This is a genomic window from Fictibacillus aquaticus, assembly GCF_002245695.1.
GTDB lineage: Bacteria > Bacillota > Bacilli > Bacillales > Fictibacillaceae > Fictibacillus > Fictibacillus aquaticus.
Map to the genome: position 1 here is coordinate 680,167 of NZ_NOII01000001.1, position 23,571 is coordinate 703,737.

27 protein-coding genes are annotated in these 23,571 nt (G+C 42.2%); 11 read left to right on the forward strand and 16 right to left on the reverse strand.

What is annotated here, in order from left to right:
* Positions 1 to 46 precede the first annotated feature (46 nt).
* Positions 47 to 328 (reverse strand): Fpa/YlaN family protein, encoded by a 282-nt coding sequence (locus CGZ90_RS03540; protein WP_094250947.1) that lies wholly within the window; start codon positions 326 to 328, stop codon positions 47 to 49.
* Between the two features lie 130 nt (positions 329 to 458).
* Between CGZ90_RS03540 and CGZ90_RS03545 the strand changes: the two genes are divergently transcribed.
* Entirely contained in the window at positions 459 to 950 is a 492-nt protein-coding gene (locus CGZ90_RS03545; protein ID WP_094250948.1) for a hypothetical protein, read from the forward strand.
* Between the two features lie 112 nt (positions 951 to 1,062).
* Here the strand turns inward: CGZ90_RS03545 and CGZ90_RS03550 are convergent, their stop codons facing one another.
* On the reverse strand, positions 1,063 to 2,394 hold the full coding sequence (locus tag CGZ90_RS03550; protein WP_379675155.1) for a PhoH family protein: 1,332 nt from the start codon (positions 2,392 to 2,394) through the stop codon (positions 1,063 to 1,065).
* A gap of 193 nt (positions 2,395 to 2,587) precedes the next feature.
* Here CGZ90_RS03550 and CGZ90_RS03555 point away from each other — a divergent pair, with 193 nt between their 5' ends.
* Positions 2,588 to 2,788 (forward strand): YlaI family protein, encoded by a 201-nt coding sequence (locus CGZ90_RS03555; protein ID WP_094250949.1) that lies wholly within the window; start codon positions 2,588 to 2,590, stop codon positions 2,786 to 2,788.
* On the forward strand, positions 2,778 to 3,215 hold the full coding sequence (locus CGZ90_RS03560; protein ID WP_094250950.1) for a hypothetical protein: 438 nt from the start codon (positions 2,778 to 2,780) through the stop codon (positions 3,213 to 3,215). The genes CGZ90_RS03555 and CGZ90_RS03560 overlap by 11 nt, the downstream gene beginning before the upstream one ends.
* A gap of 28 nt (positions 3,216 to 3,243) precedes the next feature.
* Here CGZ90_RS03560 and CGZ90_RS03565 read toward each other — a convergent pair whose 3' ends face one another.
* The 3 genes from CGZ90_RS03565 to typA are packed head-to-tail and all read right to left on the reverse strand — an operon-like array spanning position 3,244 to position 5,714.
* The gene (locus CGZ90_RS03565; protein ID WP_094250951.1) at positions 3,244 to 3,528 is read right to left on the reverse strand and encodes a hypothetical protein; all 285 of its coding nucleotides are present in this window, start codon (positions 3,526 to 3,528) and stop codon (positions 3,244 to 3,246) included.
* The gene (locus tag CGZ90_RS03570; protein ID WP_094251773.1) at positions 3,525 to 3,839 is read right to left on the reverse strand and encodes a YlaH-like family protein; all 315 of its coding nucleotides are present in this window, start codon (positions 3,837 to 3,839) and stop codon (positions 3,525 to 3,527) included. Before CGZ90_RS03570 ends, CGZ90_RS03565 begins: the two co-directional genes overlap by 4 nt.
* 45 nt (positions 3,840 to 3,884) lie before the next feature.
* Positions 3,885 to 5,714 carry a translational GTPase TypA gene (gene typA / locus CGZ90_RS03575; protein WP_094250952.1) on the reverse strand — a complete coding sequence of 610 codons (1,830 nt, stop codon included), beginning with the start codon at positions 5,712 to 5,714 and terminating at the stop codon, positions 3,885 to 3,887.
* A 170-nt stretch (positions 5,715 to 5,884) separates the two neighbouring features.
* Here typA and CGZ90_RS03580 point away from each other — a divergent pair, with 170 nt between their 5' ends.
* Positions 5,885 to 6,067 (forward strand): DUF5325 family protein, encoded by a 183-nt coding sequence (locus CGZ90_RS03580; protein WP_094250953.1) that lies wholly within the window; start codon positions 5,885 to 5,887, stop codon positions 6,065 to 6,067.
* 45 nt (positions 6,068 to 6,112) lie between these two features.
* Here CGZ90_RS03580 and CGZ90_RS03585 read toward each other — a convergent pair whose 3' ends face one another.
* Both CGZ90_RS03585 and CGZ90_RS03590 read right to left on the reverse strand, forming a co-directional pair.
* Positions 6,113 to 6,916, reverse strand: a complete 804-nt coding sequence (locus CGZ90_RS03585) for an inositol monophosphatase family protein (protein ID WP_240515336.1) — start codon at positions 6,914 to 6,916, stop codon at positions 6,113 to 6,115.
* 113 nt (positions 6,917 to 7,029) lie between these two features.
* A complete protein-coding gene (locus CGZ90_RS03590; RefSeq protein WP_094250955.1) occupies positions 7,030 to 7,218 on the reverse strand; it encodes a hypothetical protein in 189 nt (62 codons plus the stop codon).
* Positions 7,219 to 7,358: 140 nt separating this feature from the next.
* Here CGZ90_RS03590 and CGZ90_RS03595 point away from each other — a divergent pair, with 140 nt between their 5' ends.
* A complete protein-coding gene (locus CGZ90_RS03595; protein WP_094250956.1) occupies positions 7,359 to 7,985 on the forward strand; it encodes a YktB family protein in 627 nt (208 codons plus the stop codon).
* A 100-nt stretch (positions 7,986 to 8,085) separates the two neighbouring features.
* On the opposite strand, the gene CGZ90_RS03600 is transcribed toward CGZ90_RS03595, so the two are convergent.
* The gene (locus tag CGZ90_RS03600; RefSeq protein ID WP_094250957.1) at positions 8,086 to 9,057 is read right to left on the reverse strand and encodes an NAD(P)H-dependent flavin oxidoreductase; all 972 of its coding nucleotides are present in this window, start codon (positions 9,055 to 9,057) and stop codon (positions 8,086 to 8,088) included.
* A 117-nt stretch (positions 9,058 to 9,174) separates the two neighbouring features.
* Here CGZ90_RS03600 and CGZ90_RS03605 point away from each other — a divergent pair, with 117 nt between their 5' ends.
* The gene (locus tag CGZ90_RS03605; protein WP_094250958.1) at positions 9,175 to 10,650 is read left to right on the forward strand and encodes an aminotransferase class I/II-fold pyridoxal phosphate-dependent enzyme; all 1,476 of its coding nucleotides are present in this window, start codon (positions 9,175 to 9,177) and stop codon (positions 10,648 to 10,650) included.
* Between the two features lie 55 nt (positions 10,651 to 10,705).
* Here the strand turns inward: CGZ90_RS03605 and CGZ90_RS03610 are convergent, their stop codons facing one another.
* Together CGZ90_RS03610 and CGZ90_RS03615 are read right to left on the reverse strand one after the other, a co-directional pair.
* Positions 10,706 to 10,828: a GapA-binding peptide SR1P gene (locus tag CGZ90_RS03610; RefSeq protein ID WP_094250959.1), complete on the reverse strand. Its 123-nt coding sequence runs from the start codon at positions 10,826 to 10,828 to the stop codon at positions 10,706 to 10,708.
* A gap of 106 nt (positions 10,829 to 10,934) precedes the next feature.
* The gene (locus CGZ90_RS03615; protein ID WP_094250960.1) at positions 10,935 to 11,234 is read right to left on the reverse strand and encodes a DUF3055 domain-containing protein; all 300 of its coding nucleotides are present in this window, start codon (positions 11,232 to 11,234) and stop codon (positions 10,935 to 10,937) included.
* 193 nt (positions 11,235 to 11,427) lie between these two features.
* On the opposite strand from CGZ90_RS03615, the gene CGZ90_RS03620 reads away from it, so the two are divergent.
* Entirely contained in the window at positions 11,428 to 11,856 is a 429-nt protein-coding gene (locus CGZ90_RS03620; protein ID WP_094250961.1) for a DUF1885 family protein, read from the forward strand.
* A gap of 195 nt (positions 11,857 to 12,051) precedes the next feature.
* A complete protein-coding gene (locus tag CGZ90_RS03625) occupies positions 12,052 to 13,551 on the forward strand; it encodes a glycine betaine uptake BCCT transporter (protein ID WP_094250962.1) in 1,500 nt (499 codons plus the stop codon).
* Between the two features lies 1 nt (position 13,552).
* On the opposite strand, the gene CGZ90_RS03630 is transcribed toward CGZ90_RS03625, so the two are convergent.
* The 5 genes from CGZ90_RS03630 to pdhA form a co-directional block, all read right to left on the reverse strand.
* Positions 13,553 to 13,804 carry a hypothetical protein gene (locus CGZ90_RS03630; protein WP_094250963.1) on the reverse strand — a complete coding sequence of 84 codons (252 nt, stop codon included), beginning with the start codon at positions 13,802 to 13,804 and terminating at the stop codon, positions 13,553 to 13,555.
* Between the two features lie 594 nt (positions 13,805 to 14,398).
* On the reverse strand, positions 14,399 to 15,811 hold the full coding sequence (gene lpdA, locus CGZ90_RS03635; RefSeq protein WP_094250964.1) for a dihydrolipoyl dehydrogenase: 1,413 nt from the start codon (positions 15,809 to 15,811) through the stop codon (positions 14,399 to 14,401).
* Between the two features lie 4 nt (positions 15,812 to 15,815).
* Positions 15,816 to 17,147: a dihydrolipoamide acetyltransferase family protein gene (locus CGZ90_RS03640; RefSeq protein ID WP_094250965.1), complete on the reverse strand. Its 1,332-nt coding sequence runs from the start codon at positions 17,145 to 17,147 to the stop codon at positions 15,816 to 15,818.
* 102 nt (positions 17,148 to 17,249) lie between these two features.
* The gene (locus CGZ90_RS03645; protein WP_094250966.1) at positions 17,250 to 18,227 is read right to left on the reverse strand and encodes an alpha-ketoacid dehydrogenase subunit beta; all 978 of its coding nucleotides are present in this window, start codon (positions 18,225 to 18,227) and stop codon (positions 17,250 to 17,252) included.
* 1 nt (position 18,228) lies between these two features.
* Complete coding sequence (gene pdhA / locus CGZ90_RS03650) at positions 18,229 to 19,314, reverse strand: pyruvate dehydrogenase (acetyl-transferring) E1 component subunit alpha (protein ID WP_094250967.1); 1,086 nt, start codon at positions 19,312 to 19,314, stop codon at positions 18,229 to 18,231.
* A gap of 529 nt (positions 19,315 to 19,843) precedes the next feature.
* On the opposite strand from pdhA, the gene def reads away from it, so the two are divergent.
* Positions 19,844 to 20,395 (forward strand): peptide deformylase, encoded by a 552-nt coding sequence (gene def / locus CGZ90_RS03655; RefSeq protein ID WP_094250968.1) that lies wholly within the window; start codon positions 19,844 to 19,846, stop codon positions 20,393 to 20,395.
* 92 nt (positions 20,396 to 20,487) lie between these two features.
* On the opposite strand, the gene CGZ90_RS03660 is transcribed toward def, so the two are convergent.
* The gene (locus CGZ90_RS03660; protein WP_094250969.1) at positions 20,488 to 21,393 is read right to left on the reverse strand and encodes a DMT family transporter; all 906 of its coding nucleotides are present in this window, start codon (positions 21,391 to 21,393) and stop codon (positions 20,488 to 20,490) included.
* Positions 21,394 to 21,687: 294 nt separating this feature from the next.
* On the opposite strand from CGZ90_RS03660, the gene CGZ90_RS03665 reads away from it, so the two are divergent.
* Positions 21,688 to 21,897, forward strand: coding sequence for a DNA-dependent RNA polymerase subunit epsilon (locus tag CGZ90_RS03665; RefSeq protein ID WP_094250970.1), 210 nt, complete (start codon positions 21,688 to 21,690; stop codon positions 21,895 to 21,897).
* Positions 21,898 to 21,900: 3 nt separating this feature from the next.
* Positions 21,901 to 23,571 (forward strand): ribonuclease J1, encoded by a 1,671-nt coding sequence (rnjA, locus tag CGZ90_RS03670; RefSeq protein ID WP_094250971.1) that lies wholly within the window; start codon positions 21,901 to 21,903, stop codon positions 23,569 to 23,571.

The following is a 23,571-nucleotide window of genomic DNA, read 5'->3' on the forward strand; positions in this document are numbered from 1 at the left end:
AGGAAAACAAAAAACCCAGACTGCACCATCTAAGTCTGGGTTTGTTTTATTTCCTCATGGACGCCTCATGCAGGGCGCTCAATTGTTTTTCAAGCGTTCCCAGCAGTTCCTTTCCGGCCTCCGCATCTATTAGTTGAAGACGAACAGCAAAGTCTATTTCCCTAGATAAGCCAAACATCTGCGTATCCAGAACTTCCTCATAGAGGGGACATTGCGGCATCGTCAGGTTGCCCATTTGGACCTCGATCAGCTTTAATATTTTCTGGGCATCGGCTTTTAATAATTCCAGAGCCCTTTCGTGGTGTCCTGTTACCATCTCAGCTGCCAAAGATCATCCCTCCGTTCCTGCACATATCTATCATTAAATATAAAGCTTTCCCCTTAAAAAATCAACATATTACAGTAATCCGAGAATCATGCTATGCTTTATTTGGCTTATACGCTTTTAGGAGGTTACTATGGAATTTATCTTATTTTTGAAAGGCAAGGTCGCACATCCACTCACTATTGACCCGAGCGTGTGGATTTTTGATGAAAGAAAGATTCTTGTTTCTGAAATCAAGAACAACTATGTCAAGGAAGATCCAAGCATAAAGTATTTAAAAGATGTTTCTTCTCATTGGGATAGAGAGATAACTAAAGGTGCGGAGCTTCCTTCCGAAAAGGAAAAAGAATCTAAAATAACTAAAAAGGAATATCTGCTCAGCAGCTCATTCGCTATGCCTTTTGCTCCCTTCATTCAAAATGCCGAACCAGAGAAAGATGCTGAGTCCGTTGTTATCTACACTGCAGACTCCAGCATGACTATTCCCCTCGAAAAGGCTCAAGAATGCTATCTTGCTTTTTCAAAAGATGGCAAGCCTCTTAAGGATGACGGTCCTGTCCATATCTATTTTCCGGACAGCAGCATGAAGCCTCTTCTTCATGTTAGAGGATTTGAATTGATCTAAAGAGACTGATAAGGGTGTCCCAGATGATTATGTCTGGAACACCCTTTTTTTTAGCAAAAGATACCCTTTGGCTTTAGAGTCATTATCAATGCAGTCTTCCTAAACAATTCTTCTATAATAAATCTGCCGCAAGCAGTGCAAGGCTTGACCGTTCTCCCTTTTCCAGCTTCACGTGGCCGCTTATTACCTGGTCTTTAAATTTCTCGACTACATACGTAAGTCCATTCGTGAATTCATCAAGGTATGGATGATCGATCTGGTTAGGATCGCCTAGCAAGACAATCTTGCTGCCTTCTCCTACTCTCGTCAAGATGGTTTTTATCTCATGCTTTGTCAGGTTTTGAGCTTCATCTATAATGATAAACTGGTCTGGAAGGCTCCTTCCACGTATATATGTGAGTGCCTCAACATGAATTGAACCGATACCCGCAAGAATTTTATCTAGCTCTCCAGGCTTTTTCGTGTTGAATAAATACTCTAGATTGTCATAGATCGGCTGCATCCACGGCTTCAATTTTTCTTCTTTTTCTCCGGGCAGATAGCCGATATCCTTTCCGACGGGAACGATCGGCCTTGCAATAAAGAGTTTAATATAGCTTTTTAAATCCTCAGTCTGCATGAGTCCCGCAGCGAGAGTCAGCAGCGTCTTGCCTGTACCAGCTTTTCCAATCATGGTTACGAGAGGAATGTCTCTCCTCATCAATAGTTCAAACGCCATTTTCTGCTGTGCGTTGCGTGCTCTGATTCCCCATATTTGTTCGTTGTCAAAAACTAGGGGCTTGATTTTTTTGGCTGTCTCATCCACTTTTGCCAGTGCTGAAGCAGAGCTCCTGTATAAATCCTTTAAAATTACAAACTGATGAGGGTAGAAGGTATGCCCTGACAGCTCTGCTGAGGAAAGCTCCTGCTGTTCGTAATATCGGCTTAGAACATCACTTGCTACGTACACTTCCTTATATCCGCTGTACGTCTGGTCATCCCTGTCCACTACTCTGTCACTTAGAAAGTCTTCCGCATCAATTCCAAGGGCGTCAGCCTTCACCCTCACAAGGACATCTTTGCTTACAAGTATCACTTTCTTGCCTGCGGGCTTTGTTTTCTCTTCTGCCGCCAGATTGGATGCTACAGCAATAATCCGGTTGTCATTTGATGCCTCAATAAATGTATCCTGAAGCCTTTGAAATGATCTGTTGTTCAGCTCTACACGGAGAGTACCTCCCTGATCAAGCCTAACGCCTTCATGCAGCTTCCCATTCTGCCTCAATTTGTCTATCAGTCTTGAAAACTCACGCGCATTTCTTCCTATTTCATCCATATATCTTTTTTTAGAATCCAGCTCATCCAGCACTACAGCAGGAATTACAATATCGCACTGCTCAAAGGAAAATATAGAATAAGGATCCTGAAGCAGAACATTCGTATCAAGGACGTATAATTTATCCAATATCCGGCCTCCTGTCTTCTTCAATCAAAAAAGAGAGCTACTTGTGTATGTAGTTCAATGTATGAAGAAATAACAGAAGTTAGAAGTTTTTCCCGAAGTGTTAAGAAAGGAAGGTTTAGCTCCAAGTTAAGAATGAATACAACCTTGACGTCTGTATGCTATACTTGTTTTAAGAAAAACAGAGGTGACAGGTATGCGTGTAAAATGCGTTTTATGTGACAAAATTGATGTGATTGAAGATCATTGCTCTCTTGCAAAAAAATTAAGAAACCGCCCGATCCATACGTATATGTGCCCGAAATGCAAAGAAAGAATTACGGATAAAACAGAACGGCGTGCGGCAACCGGCAATTTTTCATTGTATAGAAGTCCCGAAAAAGAAAATGACTGGTAAACGGATAAAAGCTGCGGCTGTTTTAAGCGGTATTTTTGCAGGTTTCTGGCTCGGGTTTCTTTTCTATGCCATCCAGAAGCTGACTAATATCAGACTTTATGATTTTTTGCTGAACATCGACTTCCTCCCGCTTCCTGCTGAAGTGACACACAACGTCATCATTCAATGGACACTGCATCTTTTTATTTCTTTACTTCTTGCATTCCTCTTAGTTAAAACGGCACTAAAGCGGAAGACCCTTTTAATCCCCCTCTCTTTTGGGATTAACCTGGCTGTTTCGTTAACTTTTTTCCCGTTAGAATCTGCGGCAGAGGAAAAAATAATAGCCCCTACCGTTCAAAATTTCGGCATTTGGGCTGCTGGACATATGATCTATGCCTGGGTTCTGGCATCTTCTATTAAAAGAATCATGTTTACACAAAAATAAAAGAATCATAAAAAAACCGTGCTGAAAATCAGCGCGGTTTTTCATTATATTTTGGTTCAGAAAGGATGGAAAGATATAGTGAGTCGATATACTCTTTGGAAAAACGAAGCGTGTTTTGCTTACCGTCTTTTTCAAAGGTAACAACATAGCTGTCATCGATCACCTCTGCAGCTGCATCACTGATTTGATGATCTTCTTTTAAGATCTCATCAAAAAATGCAAAAGTATCCACCGCTGCTTTATCTTCAGGACGGCTGTCAGCAACTACTTTGATGCTGAGCCAGTTATAGAAGACGTCCTGAAGGTTCATCATGCATCCAGTTCCTTCTTCTTGCTTTTATAAAGCCTGTAGCGGTATGCACCTAAGAAAACAGCTGAGACAATCAGTCCTTCTGCTACAGGCAGCCCGATACCGAGTATGGCTAAAGGAAAGCAGCCGATCAGCAGCAGAACATAGATAAAAAGAGATTTTGCGAGCGGCAGTTTTTTTGCGAATCCTAATTTATACACGATTACACAAAGTATCACAATAACTGCATAAAGCAGCCAAAAGCCTGTTGTCGCGTCGTTATCAATTCCTAGAAGGAGGGCAATAGAGGAGGAGTTCTCCCCTGTTGCCTTCATGATCTGATCATCTTTCACCGTTACCACTCCCCAATGGCAAACTAATTACTTAACTTTGTTTTTCTTTGTAACGCGTTCACGTTCGTTCTTATCTAGAATTTTCTTGCGAAGACGAATACTTTCTGGAGTAATTTCGCAATACTCGTCATCATTCAAGTATTCTAATGATTCTTCTAAAGACATAACACGAGGTTTTTTCATAGTAACCGTCTGGTCTTTATTAGCTGAACGCATGTTTGTCATCTGTTTTACTTTTACAATATTAACAGTAATGTCGTTTTCACGTGTATGTTCTCCAACGATCATTCCTTCGTATACTTCTGTACCAGGTTCTACGAATAGAGTACCGCGGTCTTCTACACCCATCATGCCATATTGTGAAGCTTTACCGTTCTCCATTGAAACAAGAACACCTTGACGTCGTCCGCCCACGTTTCCTGCTGCCATAGGCTTGTAGCTGTCAAAAGTATGATTTAGAATTCCGTATCCGCGAGTTTGCGTTAAGAATTCTGTTCCGTATCCGATGAGACCGCGAGCTGGCACTAAGAACTCAAGACGAACTTGTCCAGAACCGTTGTTGATCATGTTCAGCATTTCGCCTTTGCGGTCTCCCAATGATTCCATAATCGCTCCTGTATACTCTTCAGGAATGTCAATCTGTACGCGCTCTACTGGCTCGCATTTCTTGCCTTCGATTTCACGGACGATAACTTCCGGCTTAGAAACTTGAAGCTCGTACCCTTCACGGCGAAGATTTTCGATCAAGATGGATAAGTGAAGCTCTCCGCGGCCTGAAACAGTCCATACATCTGGAGAATCCGTGTTATCAACACGCAAGCTGACATCTGTTTCTAATTCTGACTTTAAACGTTCTTCAATCTTACGGCTTGTCACATATTTTCCTTCACGGCCAGCGAAAGGAGAGTTGTTTACAAGGAACGTCATTTTCAATGTTGGCTCATCAATACGAAGAATAGGAAGAGCTTCCTCCTGACCTTCAGGGCAAACTGTTTCACCAACGTTGATTTCTTCCATTCCGGATACAGCGATAAGATCACCTGATTTAGCTTCTTCAATCTCAATTCTCTTAAGTCCTAAAAAACCAAATAATTTTGTAACACGGAATTTTTTAACAGAACCGTCTAATTTCATTAGAGAAACTTGCTGTCCAACTTTGATCGTACCGCGGAATACTCGTCCAATTCCGATACGGCCAAGGTAATCATTATAATCAAGCATAGTGACTTGGAATTGCAATGGCTCTTCACTGTTGTCAACAGGTGCTGGAATTGTTTCAAGAATAGTATCTAGTAGAGCTGTCATATCTTCATCTTGCTTTTCAGGATCTAAGCTAGCTGTTCCTTGTAGTGCGGAAGCAAAAACTACCGGGAATTCAAGCTGATCTTCTTCTGCTCCAAGGTCGATGAAAAGATCGATAACTTCATCGATTACTTCAAGCGGACGCGCGAAATCACGGTCGATTTTATTAACAACAACAATTGGTGTTAATTTTTGTTCTAATGCTTTCTTTAATACAAAGCGAGTCTGCGGCATGCATCCTTCGTAAGCATCTACAACAAGAAGAACGCCGTCTACCATTTTCATGATACGCTCTACTTCTCCGCCAAAATCAGCGTGTCCAGGTGTATCCATGATGTTGATGCGCTTATCTTTGAAATTAATAGCTGTGTTTTTAGCCAGGATCGTAATTCCGCGCTCTCTTTCAAGATCGTTGGAATCCATCGCACGCTCACTTACCTGCTCATTTGCGCGGAATGTTCCTGATTGGTGAAGCAGCTTGTCAACCAGCGTTGTTTTACCATGGTCAACGTGGGCAATAATTGCTATATTTCTTAAGTCTTCTCGACGTTTCAATTCAATCTCTCTCCTTATTTAACCTTGTAAAGGTGTTCATTTAAAGTACCTTATTTTTGCTCAACTTTTGTATTATACCATACTTTTGAAAACATACTTTTTCTTTTTATGTATTTTCGGTAAACTATGGGTAAAGCTCTACAGATAATAAGAAAGGAGCGCAGCCATAAATGAAATATAACTTCATGTTTTTCCTTCTTGCATTTTTCACAGCTCTTTCTATCGGCGGAATCGGTGTTGCTGTAAGTGAAAAAAGCATCCTGATCGCAGCCGTTTCTATTATTTTAGTCATTATATTAATGGGTGCTGGATTTTCTCTAAGAAAAAAGCTTCGAGAACAAAATCAGCAATAAGGCCGGTAAACACTTAAGGAAGAAGGGGGGCCCCTTCTTCCTTATTTATTTCTTCCCTAAAATAATTTCATTCATAACCTGTTCATGCAGTCCAGGCTTACCGCAGAACACACTGTTTTGCTGCAGCAATGATATTTCGCTTCCTTCAACAGTAGTAACAATCCCGCCTGCTTCTTCAATTAATATCTTACCTGCTGCAAAATCCCATGGAGAAAGCCTCATTGTAAGGTAAGCATCAATTCTTCCAGAAGCGACATATGCCATCTCCAGTGCAGCTGATCCATAAGACCTCGTTCCTCTTGATCTTTTTACAATTGGAAGAAGCTTTGTATGATCGATTCTTCTGTTTGGAGTGAGCCATGTGGCATTAATGCCGAAAACACTTTCTTCGAGAACAGTTTCCTGCAATGACGGAAGTTTATTTCCATTCAAATAGATACCATTACTTTTTTCCGCGAAAAACATTTCATCTCTTGCTACATCATACACAAAGCCGAGAATACCTGTACCATTATGATAAATGCCTACTGAAACAGCAAAATTGGTCTGCTGATGAATGAAATTGGTAGTACCGTCAATCGGATCAATGATCCACAAAACACCTTTGCTGTCAGATATCTCGTCACCATAGCCTTCTTCACCCAGCACTTGGTGATCTGGATACGACTCCCTAATATTTTTAATGAAAAAGCGCTCGATGCCCTTATCCATCTCTGTAACGAGATCAGCTGCATGAGACTTATATGTAATGGTCCGATCACCGTTAAATGAATTTCGGATCAGCTTTCCTGCTTCAAATATCCACGCATCAGCTTTGCGCTTTATCTCTAACCAGTCTACGTTTTCCACAATACCACTCCCCGTGAGGTTTACTACATTATATGATACCCTTACTCTGTTCACAAAAAAACGAACCATCAAACGAAGATGGGTCCGTTTTGATCAGCCTGATTCTTTCTCAATCATGCTTCTAGTCTCACGAGTTCCTGCCGCATACGCTCCAGCTTTCGCTTGCATTCGTTTACAGCTTTTTGGTCCTGCGCCTTCAATGCATCCGACAATGTAGCTAGTTCATAATCAATTTCCAGTTTCAATACTGGAATCCGTCTCTCGGCATCCGTTTTCTTCAATGTTTGAATTACTTGTTTCATTTTTCCCACTTCCTTTCAGTATTTTTCTTACGTTATTTTATGAATTGAATTTTGTTATGGTACCATTGCTCCGCCTTTTTTCCGCATGTGCAAGTGTGTTAGAATCTATGGGTATAGTAGAGAGATGGAGGATTATATCTATGTTCAATGGATTTAACGACAATGATTTTGATGTATTTAAAATAGAGGGTCTTGATGAAAGAATGAAGCAGCTGATTGCTTTGATCCGCCCAAAGCTTGAAGACCTCGGCAAAGAATATTCCGCCGAACTTACTTCACTGACCGGTGAAGAAATGCATTTCCATGTCGCCAAACACGCACGCCGCACAGTGAATCCCCCAAAGGATACGTGGGTCGCTTTTGCTCCTAACAAACGCGGCTATAAAATGCTGCCCCATTTTCAAATCGGCCTATTCGAGACTCATGTTTTCATCTGGTATGCTGTCATCTATGAAGCACCGATGAAAGAAGCTTTATCCAGCAAAATGCTGAAAAGCCTGCCTGTCATTAAAAAGAAAATACCGTCAGATTTCGTCTGGTCGCCTGATCATATGAAACCGGATGCGGTTCCTCATTCACAACTGAAAAAATCAGGATTAGAGGAACTGGTGCAGCGACTAGGCAATGTCAAAAAAGCTGAACTTCTCTGCGGTGTTCATGTCCCGAGGGAAAAAGCTGTAAAGATGGACAAAAGCGAATGGCAGTCACTTCTGTCGGATACATTCGCAAAACTGATGCCTCTTTATGAAATCAATAAGCAGCTTTAAGCATGAAAAAATAGTGGCGAGAAGCAGTTTGCCCGCTTCTTACCACTATTATATTGCCGGTATGTAATTTGGTTTGGGTGAACATCATGGCTGGCTAAACTTATCGCTGAAGCCTTTCATGAAGCTTATCCATTATACTTGCTGCCTCCTTCTCAATTGTCTTGAGAATTTCTTCTGCCTTCTGCACGGCATTAATGCCTCCAGCACCTTGGCCGGCCCAGCCGAAGCCTTCTTCTCCCAGCCCTTCATAAATGTATTTTTTGTTTGTTTCTCCGCTTATATAATCCTTTAACACATCAAATCCAGCCTGATTTCTTTCCAGTTCCAATATCTTTTCCGTAAACGGTGTATAAACAGCTCGTCCTGGCGCTCCAAGCGACCGTTTAATCACGACAGTATCTTGTTCAGAAGCATCAATGATTGCTTGTTTGTATGCTGGATGCGCGTGCTCGCATTCGGCAGCTGCTATAAACCTGGTTCCCATCTCTATTCCTTCCGCTCCAAGTGCCAGCGCAGCCGCAAGCCCTTTTCCATCTACGATACCTCCTGAGGCGATGACAGGTATGCTGACAGCCTCAACGACTCTTGGGATCAGCACTACTGTTCCAATATCATCCCTGCCGATATGTCCTCCGCCTTCTTGTCCGACTGCCATAACGAAGTCAGCACCGCACTCTTCAGCTTTTTGCGCCTGCCTGACACTCGCGACAAGAACTAATGTTTTAACACCTGTTCCTTCAAGCCTCTTTAAAAATGGAGCAGGATTGCCTCCCGTTACGCTGACAATCTTTACACCTTCTTCAACAGCCGTTTCGAGCATATGCTCGTATTGCCTTCCGTGCTGGCCAATCGCAAAATTCACGCCGAATGGTTTTTCCGTCAATTTATGTACTTCTCTTATTTCACTTCGCAAAGCCTCTTCATCCGGAAGAGACATTGCGGTGATCTGCCCTAGTCCTCCTGCATTTGAAACAGCAGCTGCAAGACGTGAATAAGCAAGATAAGCAAGACCTCCCTGTATAACCGGCACTTGTATTCCCAATCCTTCAGTTACCTTCGTTACTATTCTCATGTTTACTCTCCTTTTTTGCATATTTACTTACATATTGTCTTGATTTTTGATATACTTCTTTTTGTTTTATATGTTCAATGATATAGATAATTTCATTATAGATGAGGTGTGCGAATATTGTCTCAACAAGATACTCCGCTGTTTACAGGACTGCGTGAACATGCGAAAAAAAACCCGCTGCAGTTTCATATACCCGGCCATAAGAAAGGCCGTGGAATGGATGAAGAATACCGTAATTTTATCGGCGAAAATGCTTTGTCTATAGACCTGATCAACATTGCTCCATTAGACGATCTGCATCATCCAAAAGGGATGATCAAAGAAGCACAGGATCTAGCTGCCCAAGCCTTTGGCGCAGATCATACGTATTTCAGCGTACAGGGAACGAGCGGAGCGATCATGACGATGATCATGTCTGTCGTTGGTCCTGGCGAAAAAATCATCGTGCCAAGAAACGTTCATAAATCGATCATGACAGCGATCGTGTTTTCTGGTGCGACACCGATTTTCATTCACCCTGAGCTCGACATCGACCTTGGGATTTCTCATGGAATCAGTCCAGATGCCGTAAAGAAAGCATTGGATCAAAATCCTGACGCAAAGGCTGTTCTCGTTATTAATCCTACTTATTTTGGCGTTGCAGCCGATTTAAAAGAAATCGTGGATATCTCCCATTCTAAGAATGTTCCTGTTCTTGTTGACGAAGCGCACGGGGTGCTCATTCACTTTCACGATCATATGCCGCTTTCGGCTATGCAGGCAGGTGCCGACATGGCCGCGACAAGTGTGCATAAGCTTGGAGGCTCTTTAACCGGAAGCTCCATTTTAAATGTTAGAGACGGACTTGTCTCACCCGACCGTGTCCAGACTATTTTAAGCATGCTCACGACGACATCTACTTCTTACATTCTTTTAGCTTCACTCGATGCAGCACGGCGCCGTCTCGCAACAGAAGGATATGCACTGATTGAAAAAGCCATCACACTCGCGAATGACACACGTGCGAAGATTAATGAAATTGAAGGACTTTATTGTGTAGGAGAGGAAATTCTCCGCACTAAGGCAACGTTCGATTACGATCCGACTAAACTCCTGATCTCTGTCCAAGAGCTTGGCATTACAGGGTATGAAGCTGAAACATGGCTTCGCGAAAAACATCAGATTGAAGTCGAGCTGTCAGACTTGTATAATATTTTGTGTTTAATCACTACAGCTGACAAAGAAAAAGACACGATGATGCTGATTGAAGCCTTAAAGGAAATGGCAAAAGTGATGCGCAAGGATAAATCCGAAGAGACTGCTTCATTTCCGGTTCATGTTCCTGATATTCCTGTTCTTGCACTTTCTCCAAGAGATGCTTTTTATGCCCAGACAGAGTCTATCCCTTTCGAAGAATCAGCAGGGAGAATTATCGCTGAATTCGTGATGGTCTATCCGCCGGGAATCCCAATTTTCATCCCTGGTGAAATCATTACAGAGGAAAACCTCGCTTATATTAAAGAAAACTTAGAAGCTGGACTGCCTGTGCAGGGTCCTGAGGACGGCACTTTGAAAAATCTTAAAGTAATTAAAGAACACGTTGCAATTAAATAGCATAAAAAAATCCTCCGCATATCACGGAGGATTTTTTTAGTTCTTCTTATTATTACTAAACTTCTTGAACAGAGACTTCTTTGCAATTCGGACACTGTTTCGTATAAAGCGTTGTAACTTTTTCACCTTCAAAATGTTCCACTGTTGACTCGCATGTCTGGCAAACTATAGTACCCATTGGTCCATTCTCCTCTCACTTTGAAAGCGCTTTTATTTGTTACCATTATAATATTATGTCACATTAACTTTGTCAACCGTATTTAGTATAACACTTTTAAAAATTATCACTCATACTGATGAACGGAATGATGTTTTGGAACATATTCTTCAAAAATCGAAGCAAGATTTTCCGCCTCACTAATCGATTTCAGGTGAAATACCTTTCTAATATACTCCCAGTTCTTAACATCTTCAGAATCCAGCAGTGCTGATCTTCCCGTCTGCATGCAAACGACAAGGGGCTTTCCAAAAAACATATTAGTGAACACAATTCCAAAATCATACCTCGAAGTATCTGTTGCAAAACCTGCAAACCTTACTTTGACCTCTTCAGTTTCGTCATAAAGCTTTTCAAGCCATTCCATAGTCCACCCTCCTTCTCATATTGACCGGGCTGCCATGTATACTGATTTATCTTATAACTATTCCCCATTTCTAAGATTATTCCGTAGTCAATTTCCTGTCTTTTCCCTAATCTTCATTTCATGAAACGTAAATTGTCAAAATCTTCTTTCAGATGGTACACTAAAATAAACAATGATTTTCAGGAGTGATCAAATGGCCAATCAAGCTTCCATTACACTTACTTCAGCTTCTGTACAGCAAAGTATCAGATTGGAAGAGGTAAAAGACCTTTTATATTATTATAAAAACATTACAGCAAAGACCGGCGATCAGTTAAATTGGCACTACGGCTCTGCAGCCTTCCCTTATGAAATCATTGAAAATAACGATGACCCGTCCACCTGGTTCTATTTAAAAGGAGAAAAGAACTCCCTTTACAACTACATTCTAATAGGCGTTGACCATCATGGTGAAATGGAAAGTGGTCAAGGCTTCAGCAAGATACATATTGCACTGACGGAAATTTCAACCCATGGTGACAAGGGAAAAGCAAATGAAATCTGCCGCTTTATCGCTTCCAAGCTTAAAGGGGAACTCACCTTATTTAATGGAAGAATCATGCATTTTAATCTGCGCAAATAAACAACCTGCTCTTTATTTGATCAAAGTAACATTCTTCTTAGATGAAAACCTTATTAATGACAGCCACTTTTCTTCAAGAACCGCCGAATATATTTAGCTTGAAGCTCAGCACATGCAGGGCTTCTTTTTTTATGCAAATCATAGCTTTCAGCTTGCATGGAAATGATAATATCAAACGCATGAAAGGGTGTATGTATGAGTAAGCGGTCTAATACAGTATTTTTTGTTTCGTTGGTTATATCACTGGTCTTTATCGCTGTGGGAATTATTATTCCTGATCAGTTCTATAAAAAGGCAACGGCCATTCAAAATTTTTTGCAGGATAAATTCGGCTGGTTTTATCTTTTATCTGCCACCATCTTTTTAGTGTTTGTTCTGTTCCTAGCGTTCAGTAAATATGGAAGGATTAAGCTGGGTGACGCTGATGAAAAACCTGAGTACAGTACGATTACTTGGTTTGCCATGCTGTTCAGTGCGGGAATGGGAATCGGGCTTGTGTTTTGGGGAGTAGCGGAGCCAATCAGCCATTTTTATGCACCGCCTGCTGGAGAAGCTTCCACTCCTGAAGCTGCACAGCTGGCTTTGCGTTACAGCTTTTTCCATTGGGGACTTCATCCATGGGCAATCTATACACTAATCGGTCTGGCTTTAGCATTCTTTAAATTCAGAAGAAATTCACCTGGATTGATCAGTGCTATTTTCACTCCAATTCTCGGCGAAAGAGCTGAAGGTCCGATAGGAAAAACCATTGATATCATTGCCGTCATCGCCACAATTTTCGGGGTTGCTACTTCTCTCGGTTTAGGCGCAGTACAAATAAGCGGTGGAGTGTCTTACATAAGCAATATTCCAAATACGTTTATGACACAGCTTATCATTATCGGCATCGTCACAGTTCTATTCATCTTATCAGCCCAGACAGGCTTGAATAAAGGCATAAAATATTTGAGCAACTTGAACATTATTCTCGCTGTCGCGCTCATGCTTTTCCTGCTGTTTGTATCTCAAACAAACTTTATTATGGATGTTTTCGTTCAGTCAATCGGAAATTATCTGCAGTATCTTCCTGGCATGAGTCTTCGGCTAAGCCCGTTTAAACCTTCCCAATCAGGGTGGATTCAAGGCTGGACCGTCTTTTATTGGGCATGGTGGATCGCTTGGGCGCCATTTGTTGGTACTTTCATCGCACGTGTGTCCAAAGGCCGAACCATCCGAGAGTTCATTTTAGGTGTACTGCTTGTCCCGACAATTTTTGGTGCTCTATGGTTTTCAGTGTTTGGCGGTGCTGCTCTTCATCTTGAATTATTCAACCAGCTCGGCCTCAACAAAGTAATTGAGTCCAAAGGAACTGAAGTTGCACTTTTCGCTTTATTTGATCAGCTTCCGTTCAGTTCCATCATGTCGGTATTAGCTATATTTTTGATCAGTACCTTCTTCATTACATCTGCCGATTCCGCTACATTTGTATTAGGGATGCAGACATCAGGGGGAAGTTTAAACCCTTCAAACAAGGTTAAATTTATTTGGGGTATTATCATCTCAGCATCAGCGGCCATCCTTTTGTGGTCGGGAGGTCTGGAAGCCTTACAGACGGCATCGATCATAGTGGCATTTCCATTCACGTTTGTCATGCTGCTTATCATGGTTTCCCTGTATAAAGCCATTGCTTCTGAAACAGTTCGGAACAAAAGCTAGGCTATAAAGATAAATGAAGCCAGCTTACAGCAGCCCATTTTCCAGCAATATACAGCAGTGTGCTTGATAGGGTAATACGAAATGCCATTCCCTTGTTTTGGATTGAGTGCACTGTCAGCAAGTAGCCAAAATATGCGAACAAAAGCAGAAGCAGCGATTCGAAAAGATTATGATCATGTCTTGACAATATAAGAACGAGGCTGTAAAGCACCCACAAAGCTAAATGAACAAATAATAAGAGTATGGCGGGCATCACAAATCCCCTCCTTTATACTTATTGTAAATACTATGCTTATTTCTCTTCTAAAATTCAGCTGCTTTTCATTAGCTTTAAGTGAAAAAAGCATATAAAGAAAGAAATCATTGAAGCGGTTGATCTCCGTTCCAGGCACACGCTTTCCGCGGGGTATGACGAAATGCTCGTTCAGCCCCGACAAGCAAAAGAGGAAGGGCCGGTAAGTCGGTTTTTGACTAATTGGCCACTTGCCTTTTGACCTCGAGGGGCTAACCGTTTTCTGCTGGATAATGAAGGCTACGCAGCAAGACCTCGCCAGAAGAAAATATGTTTTCGAGGAGTCGGCAGCTTAAACTCCGATCAAATTTATCAATGATGGATCAAGTATATTTTAGCGGATGTTGAAAAGTCAGCGTAAGTATATGAACGTAGAAAGGCATTTTCCCTAAGGGGTAGACGATGAAGCATTACTAATTCCACAGAGCCAGATCAGTTGGACTTTCTTCATAACAACCTATTAAATAATCATTTCTTAGTTAAGAGCATGTTAAAAAGGTATAATTTCAAAAAAAAAAAAGCTTTCCGAATAAATCGGAAAGCTTTTTATATTGATTATTTTACGACATGAACAGGAAGTCCGATAGCCACTTCAGCTGCTTCCATCGCGATTTCACCGAAAGTCGGGTGAGCGTGAATTGTCATTGCAATATCTTCAGCTGTCATGCCTGCTTCAATTGCTAACCCTAACTCCGCGATCATATCAGAAGCATTTCCGCCTGCGATTTGGGCACCGATGATCAAACCGTCGTCTTTACGAGTGATCAGCTTCATAAAGCCGTCTGTTTCATTCATGGAAAGCGCGCGTCCGTTTGCAGCAAACGGGAACTTAGATGCTTTCACATCAAATCCTGCTTCTTTCGCTGACTTTTCATCATAGCCTACTGTAGCAAGCTCAGGATCTGTAAACACGACAGCCGGAATCGCCATATAGTCGATTTCAGCTGCATGTCCGCTGATGACCTCAGCTGCAACTTTACCTTCATAAGAAGCTTTATGTGCAAGTGCAGGGCCTTCTACAACGTCACCAATCGCATAGATACCGTTTACGCTAGTCTGGCACTTCTTGTTGATTTTGATCAGTCCGCGTTCAGTCATTTCAACGCCAACTTGCTCAAGACCTAGTTCTTCTGTATTTGGACGGCGTCCAACTGTTACGAGCAAATAATCAGCTTCAAATGTTTTTTCTTCGCCTTTTACTTCAACCGTAACTTTTACACCGTCTTTAGTTTCTTCAACGCCTTTAGCCAGCGCTTCAGTGAATACTTCCACGTTGCCTTTTTTCTTCAAACGCTTAGAAACAACTTGGCTCATCTGCTTTTCAAAGCCTGGAAGGATTTGCTTTCCGCCTTCAAGGACCGTAATTTCAGTTCCAAAGTTAGCGAAAGCTGTTCCAAGCTCCATTCCAATGTATCCGCCGCCGATAACAACCATTTTCTTCGGAACTTCCTGAAGCGCAAGCGCTCCAGTTGAAGAAAGGATTCTTTCGCTCCATTTAAATCCTGGAATTTCAATCGGACGGGACCCAGTCGCGATGATGCAGTTTTTGAACGTGTATGTCTGTGAAGCTTTGTCATCCATGATACGTACAGTATTTTCGTTTACAAAGTACGCTTCACCGCGGATAATTTCTACTTTGTTTCCTTTAAGAAGGCCTTCAACACCGCCAGTTAATTTCTTAACGATGCCGCCTTTCCATTCCTGAACTTTAGAAAAATCAACTGTCACGTTATCAACAGAGATTCCCATGTCTTCAGAATGTTTAGCGTGTTCAACACGGTGTCCAGCGTTGATCAAAGCTTTAGAAGGGATACAGCCGACATTTAGACAAACGCCGCCCATTTCTGCCTTTTCCGCTACTGCTACTTTTTGTCCAAGCTGTGCCGCACGGATCGCAGCTACATATCCCCCAGGGCCTGAACCAATAATCAGTGTGTCTAATTCGATCGGAAAATCTCCTACTACCATCTTTTTACGCCTCCATTACTAATAGTTGTGGATCGTTCAACAAGCGTTTAATGTGGTTGAGTGCGTTTTGAGCCGTTGCACCATCGATCAGACGGTGGTCAAAGCTTAGAGAAAGCGCAAGAACTGGAGCTACTACAACTTCTCCATTTTTCACTACAGCTTTTTCAGCAATGCGCCCGATGCCTAAGATAGCTACTTCCGGATGATTGATAACCGGTGTAAACCACTGTCCGCCTGCAGAACCGATATTCGTGATCGTGCAAGTTCCGCCTTTCATGTCATCGCCTGAAAGTTTGCCGTCACGTGCTTTTGTAGCCAATTCATTGATTTCAGAAGAAATTTTGAAAATAGACTTACGGTCAGCTTCCTTAACAACTGGTACCATCAAGCCGTTATCTGTATCAGCTGCAATACCGATATTGAAATAGTGTTTGTACACGATTTCTTCGTTTGCATCATCGATAGAAGCATTTAGCGCTGGGTATTCACGAAGAGCAGAAGTAAGCGCCTTTACCACGTAAGGAAGGTAAGTAAGCTTAATGCCTTTGTCAGCCGCTACAGATTTGAACTTCTTGCGGTGTGCGACAAGATCTGTCACGTCCACTTCATCCATCAACGTAACGTGAGGAGCAGTGTGCTTGGAATTAACCATCGCTTTAGAGATCGCTTTGCGGATGCCTTTGATCTTTTCACGTGTTTCCTGCTCTCCAGCCGGAATTGCTTTAGGAGCTTCTTTCTTCGTTTCTGCAGCTTTCGGTGCTTCTTCCGCACCCTTAGCTTCTGCTGCAGCCGGCGCTTCTCCTCCGCCACTTACGAACTTATCTACATCTTCTTTAAGCACTCGTCCGTTGTCTCCTGAACCTTGTACTTTGCGGATGTCGATGCCCTTTTCGCGCGCGTATTTACGTACAGAAGGCATAGCGATAACACGCTTTGTTTCATCAACAGGCTCTTCTTTTACTTCTTCTTGTGCAGGAGCTTCTGTTTTAGCTTCTGTTTTAGCTTCTGTTTTAGCTTCAGGAGCTTTCTCTTCTGCTTTAGGCTGCTCAGGTGCTTTCTCTTCGTCGTCATGACCGTGTGCAGAAGCTGGCGCTTCACCTTCAAAGTCGATTGTAACAAGAACGTCACCGACTACAGCAACTGTTCCTTCGTCAACTTTAACCTCTAAAATTTTACCGTCTACAGGTGATGGAATCTCAACAACTGCTTTATCATTTTGAACTTCAAGAAGAATGTCATCTTCCTTTACTTCGTCACCTGGCTTAACAAACCACTTAACGATTTCACCTTCATGGATTCCTTCTCCAATGTCGGGAAGCTTGAATTCAAATGCCACAATAACGCCTCCTAGTAATCAAGTTTAACATACTTGCCTATTTTAAAAGGCTGAAAAAGAAATCGGTTTCCGTCATTCTCTTTCAGCATTACGTTGTATTATTTAAAAGTTGTAGACTTTCTTCGCTTTTTCCACGATATCTTTGTGGTCAGGCAGCCAAACGTCCTCCGCAGATGCGAACGGGAATACTGTATCTGGTGCTGTTACGCGAAGAACAGGAGCCTCAAGGCTAAGAATCGCGCGGTCATTGATTTCCGCAACAACGAACGCTCCAATTCCTGCTTGCTTCTGAGCTTCTTGAACAACGATCGCGCGTCCTGTCTTTTCAACAGAAGCAATAATTGTGTCAATATCAAGCGGGCTGATTGTACGAAGGTCGATAACTTCAGCAGAAATGCCTTCTTTCTCAAGTTCTTCAGCAGCTTTAAGAGAAGCATGGACCATAGCGCCGTAAGTAATGATAGAAACATCTTTACCTTCACGCTTGACATCTGCTTTCCCGATCTCAATTGTGTACTCTTCCTCAGGAACTTCTCCACGGAACGAGCGGTAAAGCTTCATATGCTCAAGGAATACAACCGGATCGTTGTCACGGATTGCTGAGATCAAAAGACCTTTTGCATCATAAGGTGTTGACGGGATGATGACCTTAATTCCCGGAGACTGATACATTAATCCTTCTAAAGAATCAGCGTGAAGCTCAGGCGTCTTAACACCGCCTCCGAATGGAGAACGGATAGTCACAGGCGAGTTGTATACTCCGCCAGAACGATAGCGCATACGTGCCATCTGTGCAACAACAGAATCCATTACTTCGAACAAGAAGCCGAAGAACTGAATTTCCATGACTGGACGGAATCCTGTCATTCCAAGACCTAATGCAAGACCGCCGATACCTGACTCAGCTAGCGGCGTGTCAAAAACACGGTCTTCGCCAAATTCTTTTTGAAGGCCTTCCGTTGCACGGAATACGCCTCCGTTTTGACCAACGTCTTCACCGAAAACAAGAACGTTCTCGTTATTTTTAAGTTCAGTGCGCATCGCATCCGTGATGGCCTGGATCATGGTCATTTGAGCCATATTATTTCGACTCCTTTGCTTTATATTCTTCCATTTGCTCTTTCAGATTGTAAGGAAGTTCTTCAAACATGAAGCCGATCAAGTCTGTTACTTTCTGCTTAGCAGCACCGTCAGCCTTCTTGATTGCTTCTTTAATATCTTCTTTCGCCTGGTCTACTACTTTGTTTTCCTGTTCTTCAGACCAAAGCTTCTTGCCTTCTAAGAACTTGCGGAAACGGACTAGCGGATCTTTCTTCGTCCACTCGTCATCCAACTCTTTTGTTCTGTAGCGTGTAGGATCGTCACCGGCCATCGTATGCGGGCCATAACGGTAAGTAAGTGTCTCGATCAAAGTCGGACCTTCGCCATTAACTGCACGTTCGCGGGCTTGCTGTGTTGCAGCATAAACAGCGAGAACGTCCATTCCGTCAACCTGGATGCCTTCGATTCCAGCGGCAACTGCTTTTTGTGCGATCGTTTTTGCAGCAGACTGTTTTTCAACTGGAACAGAGATAGCAAAACGGTTGTTCTGAACGACGAAAATAGCATTTGCTTTATAAGCTCCGGCAAAGTTAAGACCTTCATAGAAGTCCCCTTGAGAAGCTCCGCCGTCCCCTGTATAAGTAATCGCAACGTTCTTCTTGCCCTTCTTTTTCAGGCCAAGTCCAAAACCGGCAGCCTGGATAATTTGAGCTCCGATAATGATTTGCGGCATAAGGACATTAACTCCTTCAGGAATCTGTCCGCCTTCAAAATGACCACGGGAATATAAGAACGCTTTATATAACGGCAAACCGTGGAAAACGAGCTGCGGAATATCACGATAACCTGGAAGAATCCAGTCTTCTTTATCAAGCGCGAACTGAGTGCCAAGCATAGAAGCTTCTTGTCCTGCTACTGGTGCGTAGAAGCCTAAGCGCCCTTGTCTGTTTAACGAGATAGCACGCTGATCCCAAATACGGGTATATACCATTCTGCGCATTAATTCCTGAAGCTGCTCGTCTGATAGTTCAGGCATTGCGGCTTCGTTTACAACTTCTCCATCTTCTGAGAGAATCTGAAACGTTTCAAATTGATCTTGTACAGCATCAATCGTGTTCGTTTTCATGAACTTCACCTCTTCCTTTCTTATACCTTCATTAGATCTGCCATAGTGCAAACACATTCTTTAGAATGTCCAAAAAATGCGATGCAAAGACAATTGGCAGTAATTGTTTCATGGATATTTTCGATTGGAACATACAAGCTTTGTTTTCCCTCTATCATCCAGATGAAACAGAGCTGCTGCCATTAACTGCTGACAAAACTGTATCACTTATTACATGAGTCAATAGTAATACAATCAAGGCGTTTACGAATACTAGTGTACATTACCTTAAAAACGCAGTCAATCTCTTTAATCTACCGAGTTTTTTATTCTATCCAACTCAAATTAACCGTATTTCAAATTAGTTTACTTTAATCTGTATCATTAATATCAAAGCCCTGTTTCATAAGCAGAATACTCACTTGAGGCATTGCATGATTTCTTATCGATGTCATGTATCCAGCCGTAAATATCCGTTCTTTTTTTTAGTTCTGCCTGTATGCTAGAATAAGACAGGTTACGTATTGAAATTGTGTCCGGGGGGATTTACATGCTGACAATGAAAGATATCGTAAGAGAAGGGCACCCAGCTCTTAGAGAAAAATCTGCTGATGTGCCGCTTCCTATAAGTGAAGAAGATAAAAAGACAGCCCAGTTACTGCTTGAATATGTAATAAACAGCCAAGATCCAGAGGTTGGTCCTAAATTCGGTCTGCGTCCAGGTGTCGGCCTGGCTGCTCCTCAGATAGGGATTACAAAACGAATTATCGCTGTCCATGTAGAAGATGAGAACGGCAAGCTTTACAGTTGTGCGATGATCAACCCTAAAATCATCAGTCATTCTGTCCAGTTAACATACCTCGAAAGCGGAGAAGGGTGTTTATCCGTTGACCGTGAAGTGCCAGGTTATGTTCCGAGATATGCAAAATTGACCGTGAAAGGCTACTCTCCTGAAGGAGAATTGATAGAGTTTAAACTGAAGGGAATGCCAGGAATTGTCTTTCAGCATGAAATTGATCATTTAGATGGCATTATGTTTTACGACAAGATTAATAAAGAAAACCCTTTTCAGCCTCCTTCACAAGTACCTGCAGGCCGATAAACCGCGTTTGCAGCAAAAATTCGCTCGAGTCAAAATGAATTACAATTGAACATTTGCAAAACAAAAAAATCTGCGGTGTACGCAGATTTTTTTTATGCCGTCAGCTTATTGTTTTTTTGCCGGACTTCTCTCTTTTTCCTAGTTGATAAATAAATTCCCGCAAGTATTAAGAAAAGTCCAGCAGCCATATGAAGTGTTACTTTTTCACCGAGCAATGCAGCGCCCCATGCAACGGCAGTTACTGGCACTAAATACGTCACTAATGTGGCCAGTTCTGCTGATCCTTTTTGAATCAAATAATAATAGAGCAGATAAGCGATTCCGCCACCGAATGAACCTAATCCTATTAATGAGATAATCGATGTTCCATTCAAGTGTACAAATACCCCTCCCGTCAACAGGCTTCCGGCAAAACCTGTCAGCATGCTGGCAAACAGCGTGGACATCGATATCACCCACACTCCTGCGTCTTGAAGGTGCCGTTTTGCAAAATGCGAGCTGAATCCATAACAAAACGTGCCGCAAAGCATAAGAATGACACCATAGATTACCTCTTTGTTTCCTGCACCAGATCCATCAAACCCAGACAGTGCAACAATTCCGCAAAAGCCGATTATAATTCCTGACCATTGAATCACTCTTAATTTGGAGCCAAATGCGAGAACACCTATTACAGTAGCCCAAAGCGGTGTCGTAGCATTCAGGATGGCTGCAAGGCTGCTCGGAAGGAACCTTTCACTTAATGCAATCAATCCCCATGGGATACCAGCATTCATGATTCCAACGAAAAGCAGAAGACCATACGGCTGCTCTTTCCAGCTGATCTTTATTTTTTTCACGAAATATATAACAGCAAGAGCTGCCAGTCCAAAAAGGCTTCTATATAATACGATCTGCCACGGACTCAAATCCTCAAGCAATACCTTGATGAACATGAAGGACATTCCCCATATTATGCTCAGCCCGATTAATGCTGCTGCAAGTCTGATAACTGCCACTCTCCCTTGAAGAATTATGTGCCATCATTTTCCTGAACCTTTTTCATTGAAGTTGAGCATCCTAAGAAAAAAATGTGGTGGTGCGGATATGAAAAGAAGAAAACGGTGGCTGCAAAAATTAAAAAAGATGCTTAAGCCCTCTTTGCCTGAACCTGCAATTAATTAATGAAGCAGTTTCACCCTGTATGAAGCAGGTAAAAATAAGGGTAAAATGAAAATTAATGAAAAACAAAGCTATTTCATTTATAATAAAACGAAGATTATATAAATACTAGCACGGCGAGGAGAATAAAAATGATTTTTAAAGTATATTTTCAAGATTTTGCAAATGAAGTGCCTATTAGAGAAAACACGAAAGCCATTTACGTGGAAGCAGGTTCTATTGCAGAAGTTCGCAACAAACTAAAAGACCGCTCTTATAACATTGAATTCATCCAGGAAATCAAAGGTGACTTCCTTGACTATGAAAAGGCGTCTGACTCTTACGTATTGGAGAATGTATAATTTATGAAATTTGTAAAAAACCATCAGACGGCAGTCTTTGCACTCGGCGGTCTTGGTGAAATCGGAAAAAACACATATGGCATTCAATTTCAGGATGAAATCATCCTTATTGATGCAGGGATTAAATTTCCTGAGGACGAGCTCCTTGGAATTGATTATGTTATCCCTGATTATACTTACCTTGTAAAAAACGAAGATAAAATCAAAGGGCTTTTCATCACTCATGGTCACGAAGATCATATCGGAGGGATCCCATATCTTCTCCGTCAAGTAAACGTGCCAATTTACGGCGGAAAGCTTGCCATTTCCTTAATTAAAAACAAATTGGACGAGCATGGGCTTCTCAGGCGTGCGAAGCTTAATATAATCGGGGAAGACGATGTCATCAAATTCCGAAAAACATCTGTGTCTTTCTTCCGTACGACGCACAGCATTCCCGAATCTCTCGGGGTTGTCGTTAAGACGCCTCCAGGAAATATTGTTCATACTGGTGATTTCAAATTTGACTTTACACCGGTCGGCGAGCCTGCAGACTTGACTAAAATGGCAGAAATCGGTAAAGACGGCGTTCTCTGCCTTCTTTCCGACAGCACGAACAGCGAAGTACCTGGTTTTACTCTCTCAGAAAGAAAAGTAGGAGAAAGCATTCACGATATCTTCCGAAAAGTTGACGGCAGAATTATCTTCGCTACTTTTGCATCCAACATTCACAGGCTGCAGCAGGTTGTCGAGGCATCCGTCCAGAATAACAGGAAGATTGCGGTATTCGGAAGAAGCATGGATTCTGCCATCACGATCGGTCAGGAGCTAGGATTCATAAAGGCACCAAAGAACACATTCATTGAATCTAACCAGATTAACCGCTATCCAGATAACGAGATTACGATTTTGTGTACAGGAAGCCAAGGTGAACCGATGGCTGCCCTTTCAAGGATCGCGAACGGAACACACCGTCAGATTCAAATCATTCCAGGTGACACAGTGATCTTCTCATCTTCACCGATTCCGGGAAATGCATTGAGTGTTTCTAAAACAATCAACCAATTATACAGAGCCGGCGCTGAAGTTATTCATGGCTCGCTCAATGATATCCATACATCAGGGCATGGCGGTCAGCAGGAGCAAAAACTTATGCTCCGCCTGATGAAGCCAAAGTATTTCCTTCCGATACACGGTGAATACAGGATGCTTAAAATGCATACAAAGCTTGCAGTTGACTGTGACGTTGCTCCTGAAAATTGCTTTATTATGGATAACGGCGAAGTCCTTGCCCTTTCAGGGACAGAAGCTTCAGTTGCAGGAAAAATCCCATCTGGATCTGTATATGTAGATGGAAGCGGAATTGGAGACATCGGCAACATCGTGCTTCGAGACCGCAAAATTTTATCAGAAGAAGGCTTGGTTGTCGTAGTTGTAAGCATGAACTTAAAAGAATTCCGCATCGAGGCTGGCCCTGATATCATATCTCGCGGTTTCGTTTACATGAGAGAATCCGGTGATTTAATCAATGATGCACAGGACCTTTTATCAAAGCATCTTAATACAATCATGGAAGAAAAACGAACAACGCAGTGGTCTGAAATTAAAAATGAAATTACAGATACACTTGCACCGTTTTTATATGAAAAAACGAAGCGTCGTCCGATGATACTTCCTATCATTATGGAAATCTAA

What these genes read in the sequence shown, in the direction of transcription:
- CGZ90_RS03615 (WP_094250960.1), bottom strand. Translation starts at nt 11,234, where the DNA reads ATGGAATGGCTTGAAAAGCTTTATGACGAAACTGAAGAGGTCAAAGTA.
- CGZ90_RS03545 (WP_094250948.1), top strand. Translation starts at nt 459, where the DNA reads ATGGAATTTATCTTATTTTTGAAAGGCAAGGTCGCACATCCACTCACT.
- CGZ90_RS03665 (WP_094250970.1), top strand. Translation starts at nt 21,688, where the DNA reads ATGATTTTTAAAGTATATTTTCAAGATTTTGCAAATGAAGTGCCTATT.
- CGZ90_RS03645 (WP_094250966.1), bottom strand. Translation starts at nt 18,227, where the DNA reads ATGGCTCAAATGACCATGATCCAGGCCATCACGGATGCGATGCGCACT.
- rnjA (WP_094250971.1), top strand. Translation starts at nt 21,901, where the DNA reads ATGAAATTTGTAAAAAACCATCAGACGGCAGTCTTTGCACTCGGCGGT.
- CGZ90_RS03555 (WP_094250949.1), top strand. Translation starts at nt 2,588, where the DNA reads ATGCGTGTAAAATGCGTTTTATGTGACAAAATTGATGTGATTGAAGAT.
- CGZ90_RS03630 (WP_094250963.1), bottom strand. Translation starts at nt 13,804, where the DNA reads ATGCCCGCCATACTCTTATTATTTGTTCATTTAGCTTTGTGGGTGCTT.
- CGZ90_RS03560 (WP_094250950.1), top strand. Translation starts at nt 2,778, where the DNA reads ATGACTGGTAAACGGATAAAAGCTGCGGCTGTTTTAAGCGGTATTTTT.
- CGZ90_RS03625 (WP_094250962.1), top strand. Translation starts at nt 12,052, where the DNA reads ATGAGTAAGCGGTCTAATACAGTATTTTTTGTTTCGTTGGTTATATCA.
- lpdA (WP_094250964.1), bottom strand. Translation starts at nt 15,811, where the DNA reads ATGGTAGTAGGAGATTTTCCGATCGAATTAGACACACTGATTATTGGT.
- CGZ90_RS03595 (WP_094250956.1), top strand. Translation starts at nt 7,359, where the DNA reads ATGTTCAATGGATTTAACGACAATGATTTTGATGTATTTAAAATAGAG.
- pdhA (WP_094250967.1), bottom strand. Translation starts at nt 19,314, where the DNA reads ATGAAAACGAACACGATTGATGCTGTACAAGATCAATTTGAAACGTTT.
- CGZ90_RS03620 (WP_094250961.1), top strand. Translation starts at nt 11,428, where the DNA reads ATGGCCAATCAAGCTTCCATTACACTTACTTCAGCTTCTGTACAGCAA.
- def (WP_094250968.1), top strand. Translation starts at nt 19,844, where the DNA reads ATGCTGACAATGAAAGATATCGTAAGAGAAGGGCACCCAGCTCTTAGA.
- CGZ90_RS03565 (WP_094250951.1), bottom strand. Translation starts at nt 3,528, where the DNA reads ATGATGAACCTTCAGGACGTCTTCTATAACTGGCTCAGCATCAAAGTA.
- CGZ90_RS03570 (WP_094251773.1), bottom strand. Translation starts at nt 3,839, where the DNA reads ATGAAGGCAACAGGGGAGAACTCCTCCTCTATTGCCCTCCTTCTAGGA.
- CGZ90_RS03590 (WP_094250955.1), bottom strand. Translation starts at nt 7,218, where the DNA reads ATGAAACAAGTAATTCAAACATTGAAGAAAACGGATGCCGAGAGACGG.
- CGZ90_RS03610 (WP_094250959.1), bottom strand. Translation starts at nt 10,828, where the DNA reads ATGGGTACTATAGTTTGCCAGACATGCGAGTCAACAGTGGAACATTTT.
- CGZ90_RS03600 (WP_094250957.1), bottom strand. Translation starts at nt 9,057, where the DNA reads ATGAGAATAGTAACGAAGGTAACTGAAGGATTGGGAATACAAGTGCCG.
- CGZ90_RS03580 (WP_094250953.1), top strand. Translation starts at nt 5,885, where the DNA reads ATGAAATATAACTTCATGTTTTTCCTTCTTGCATTTTTCACAGCTCTT.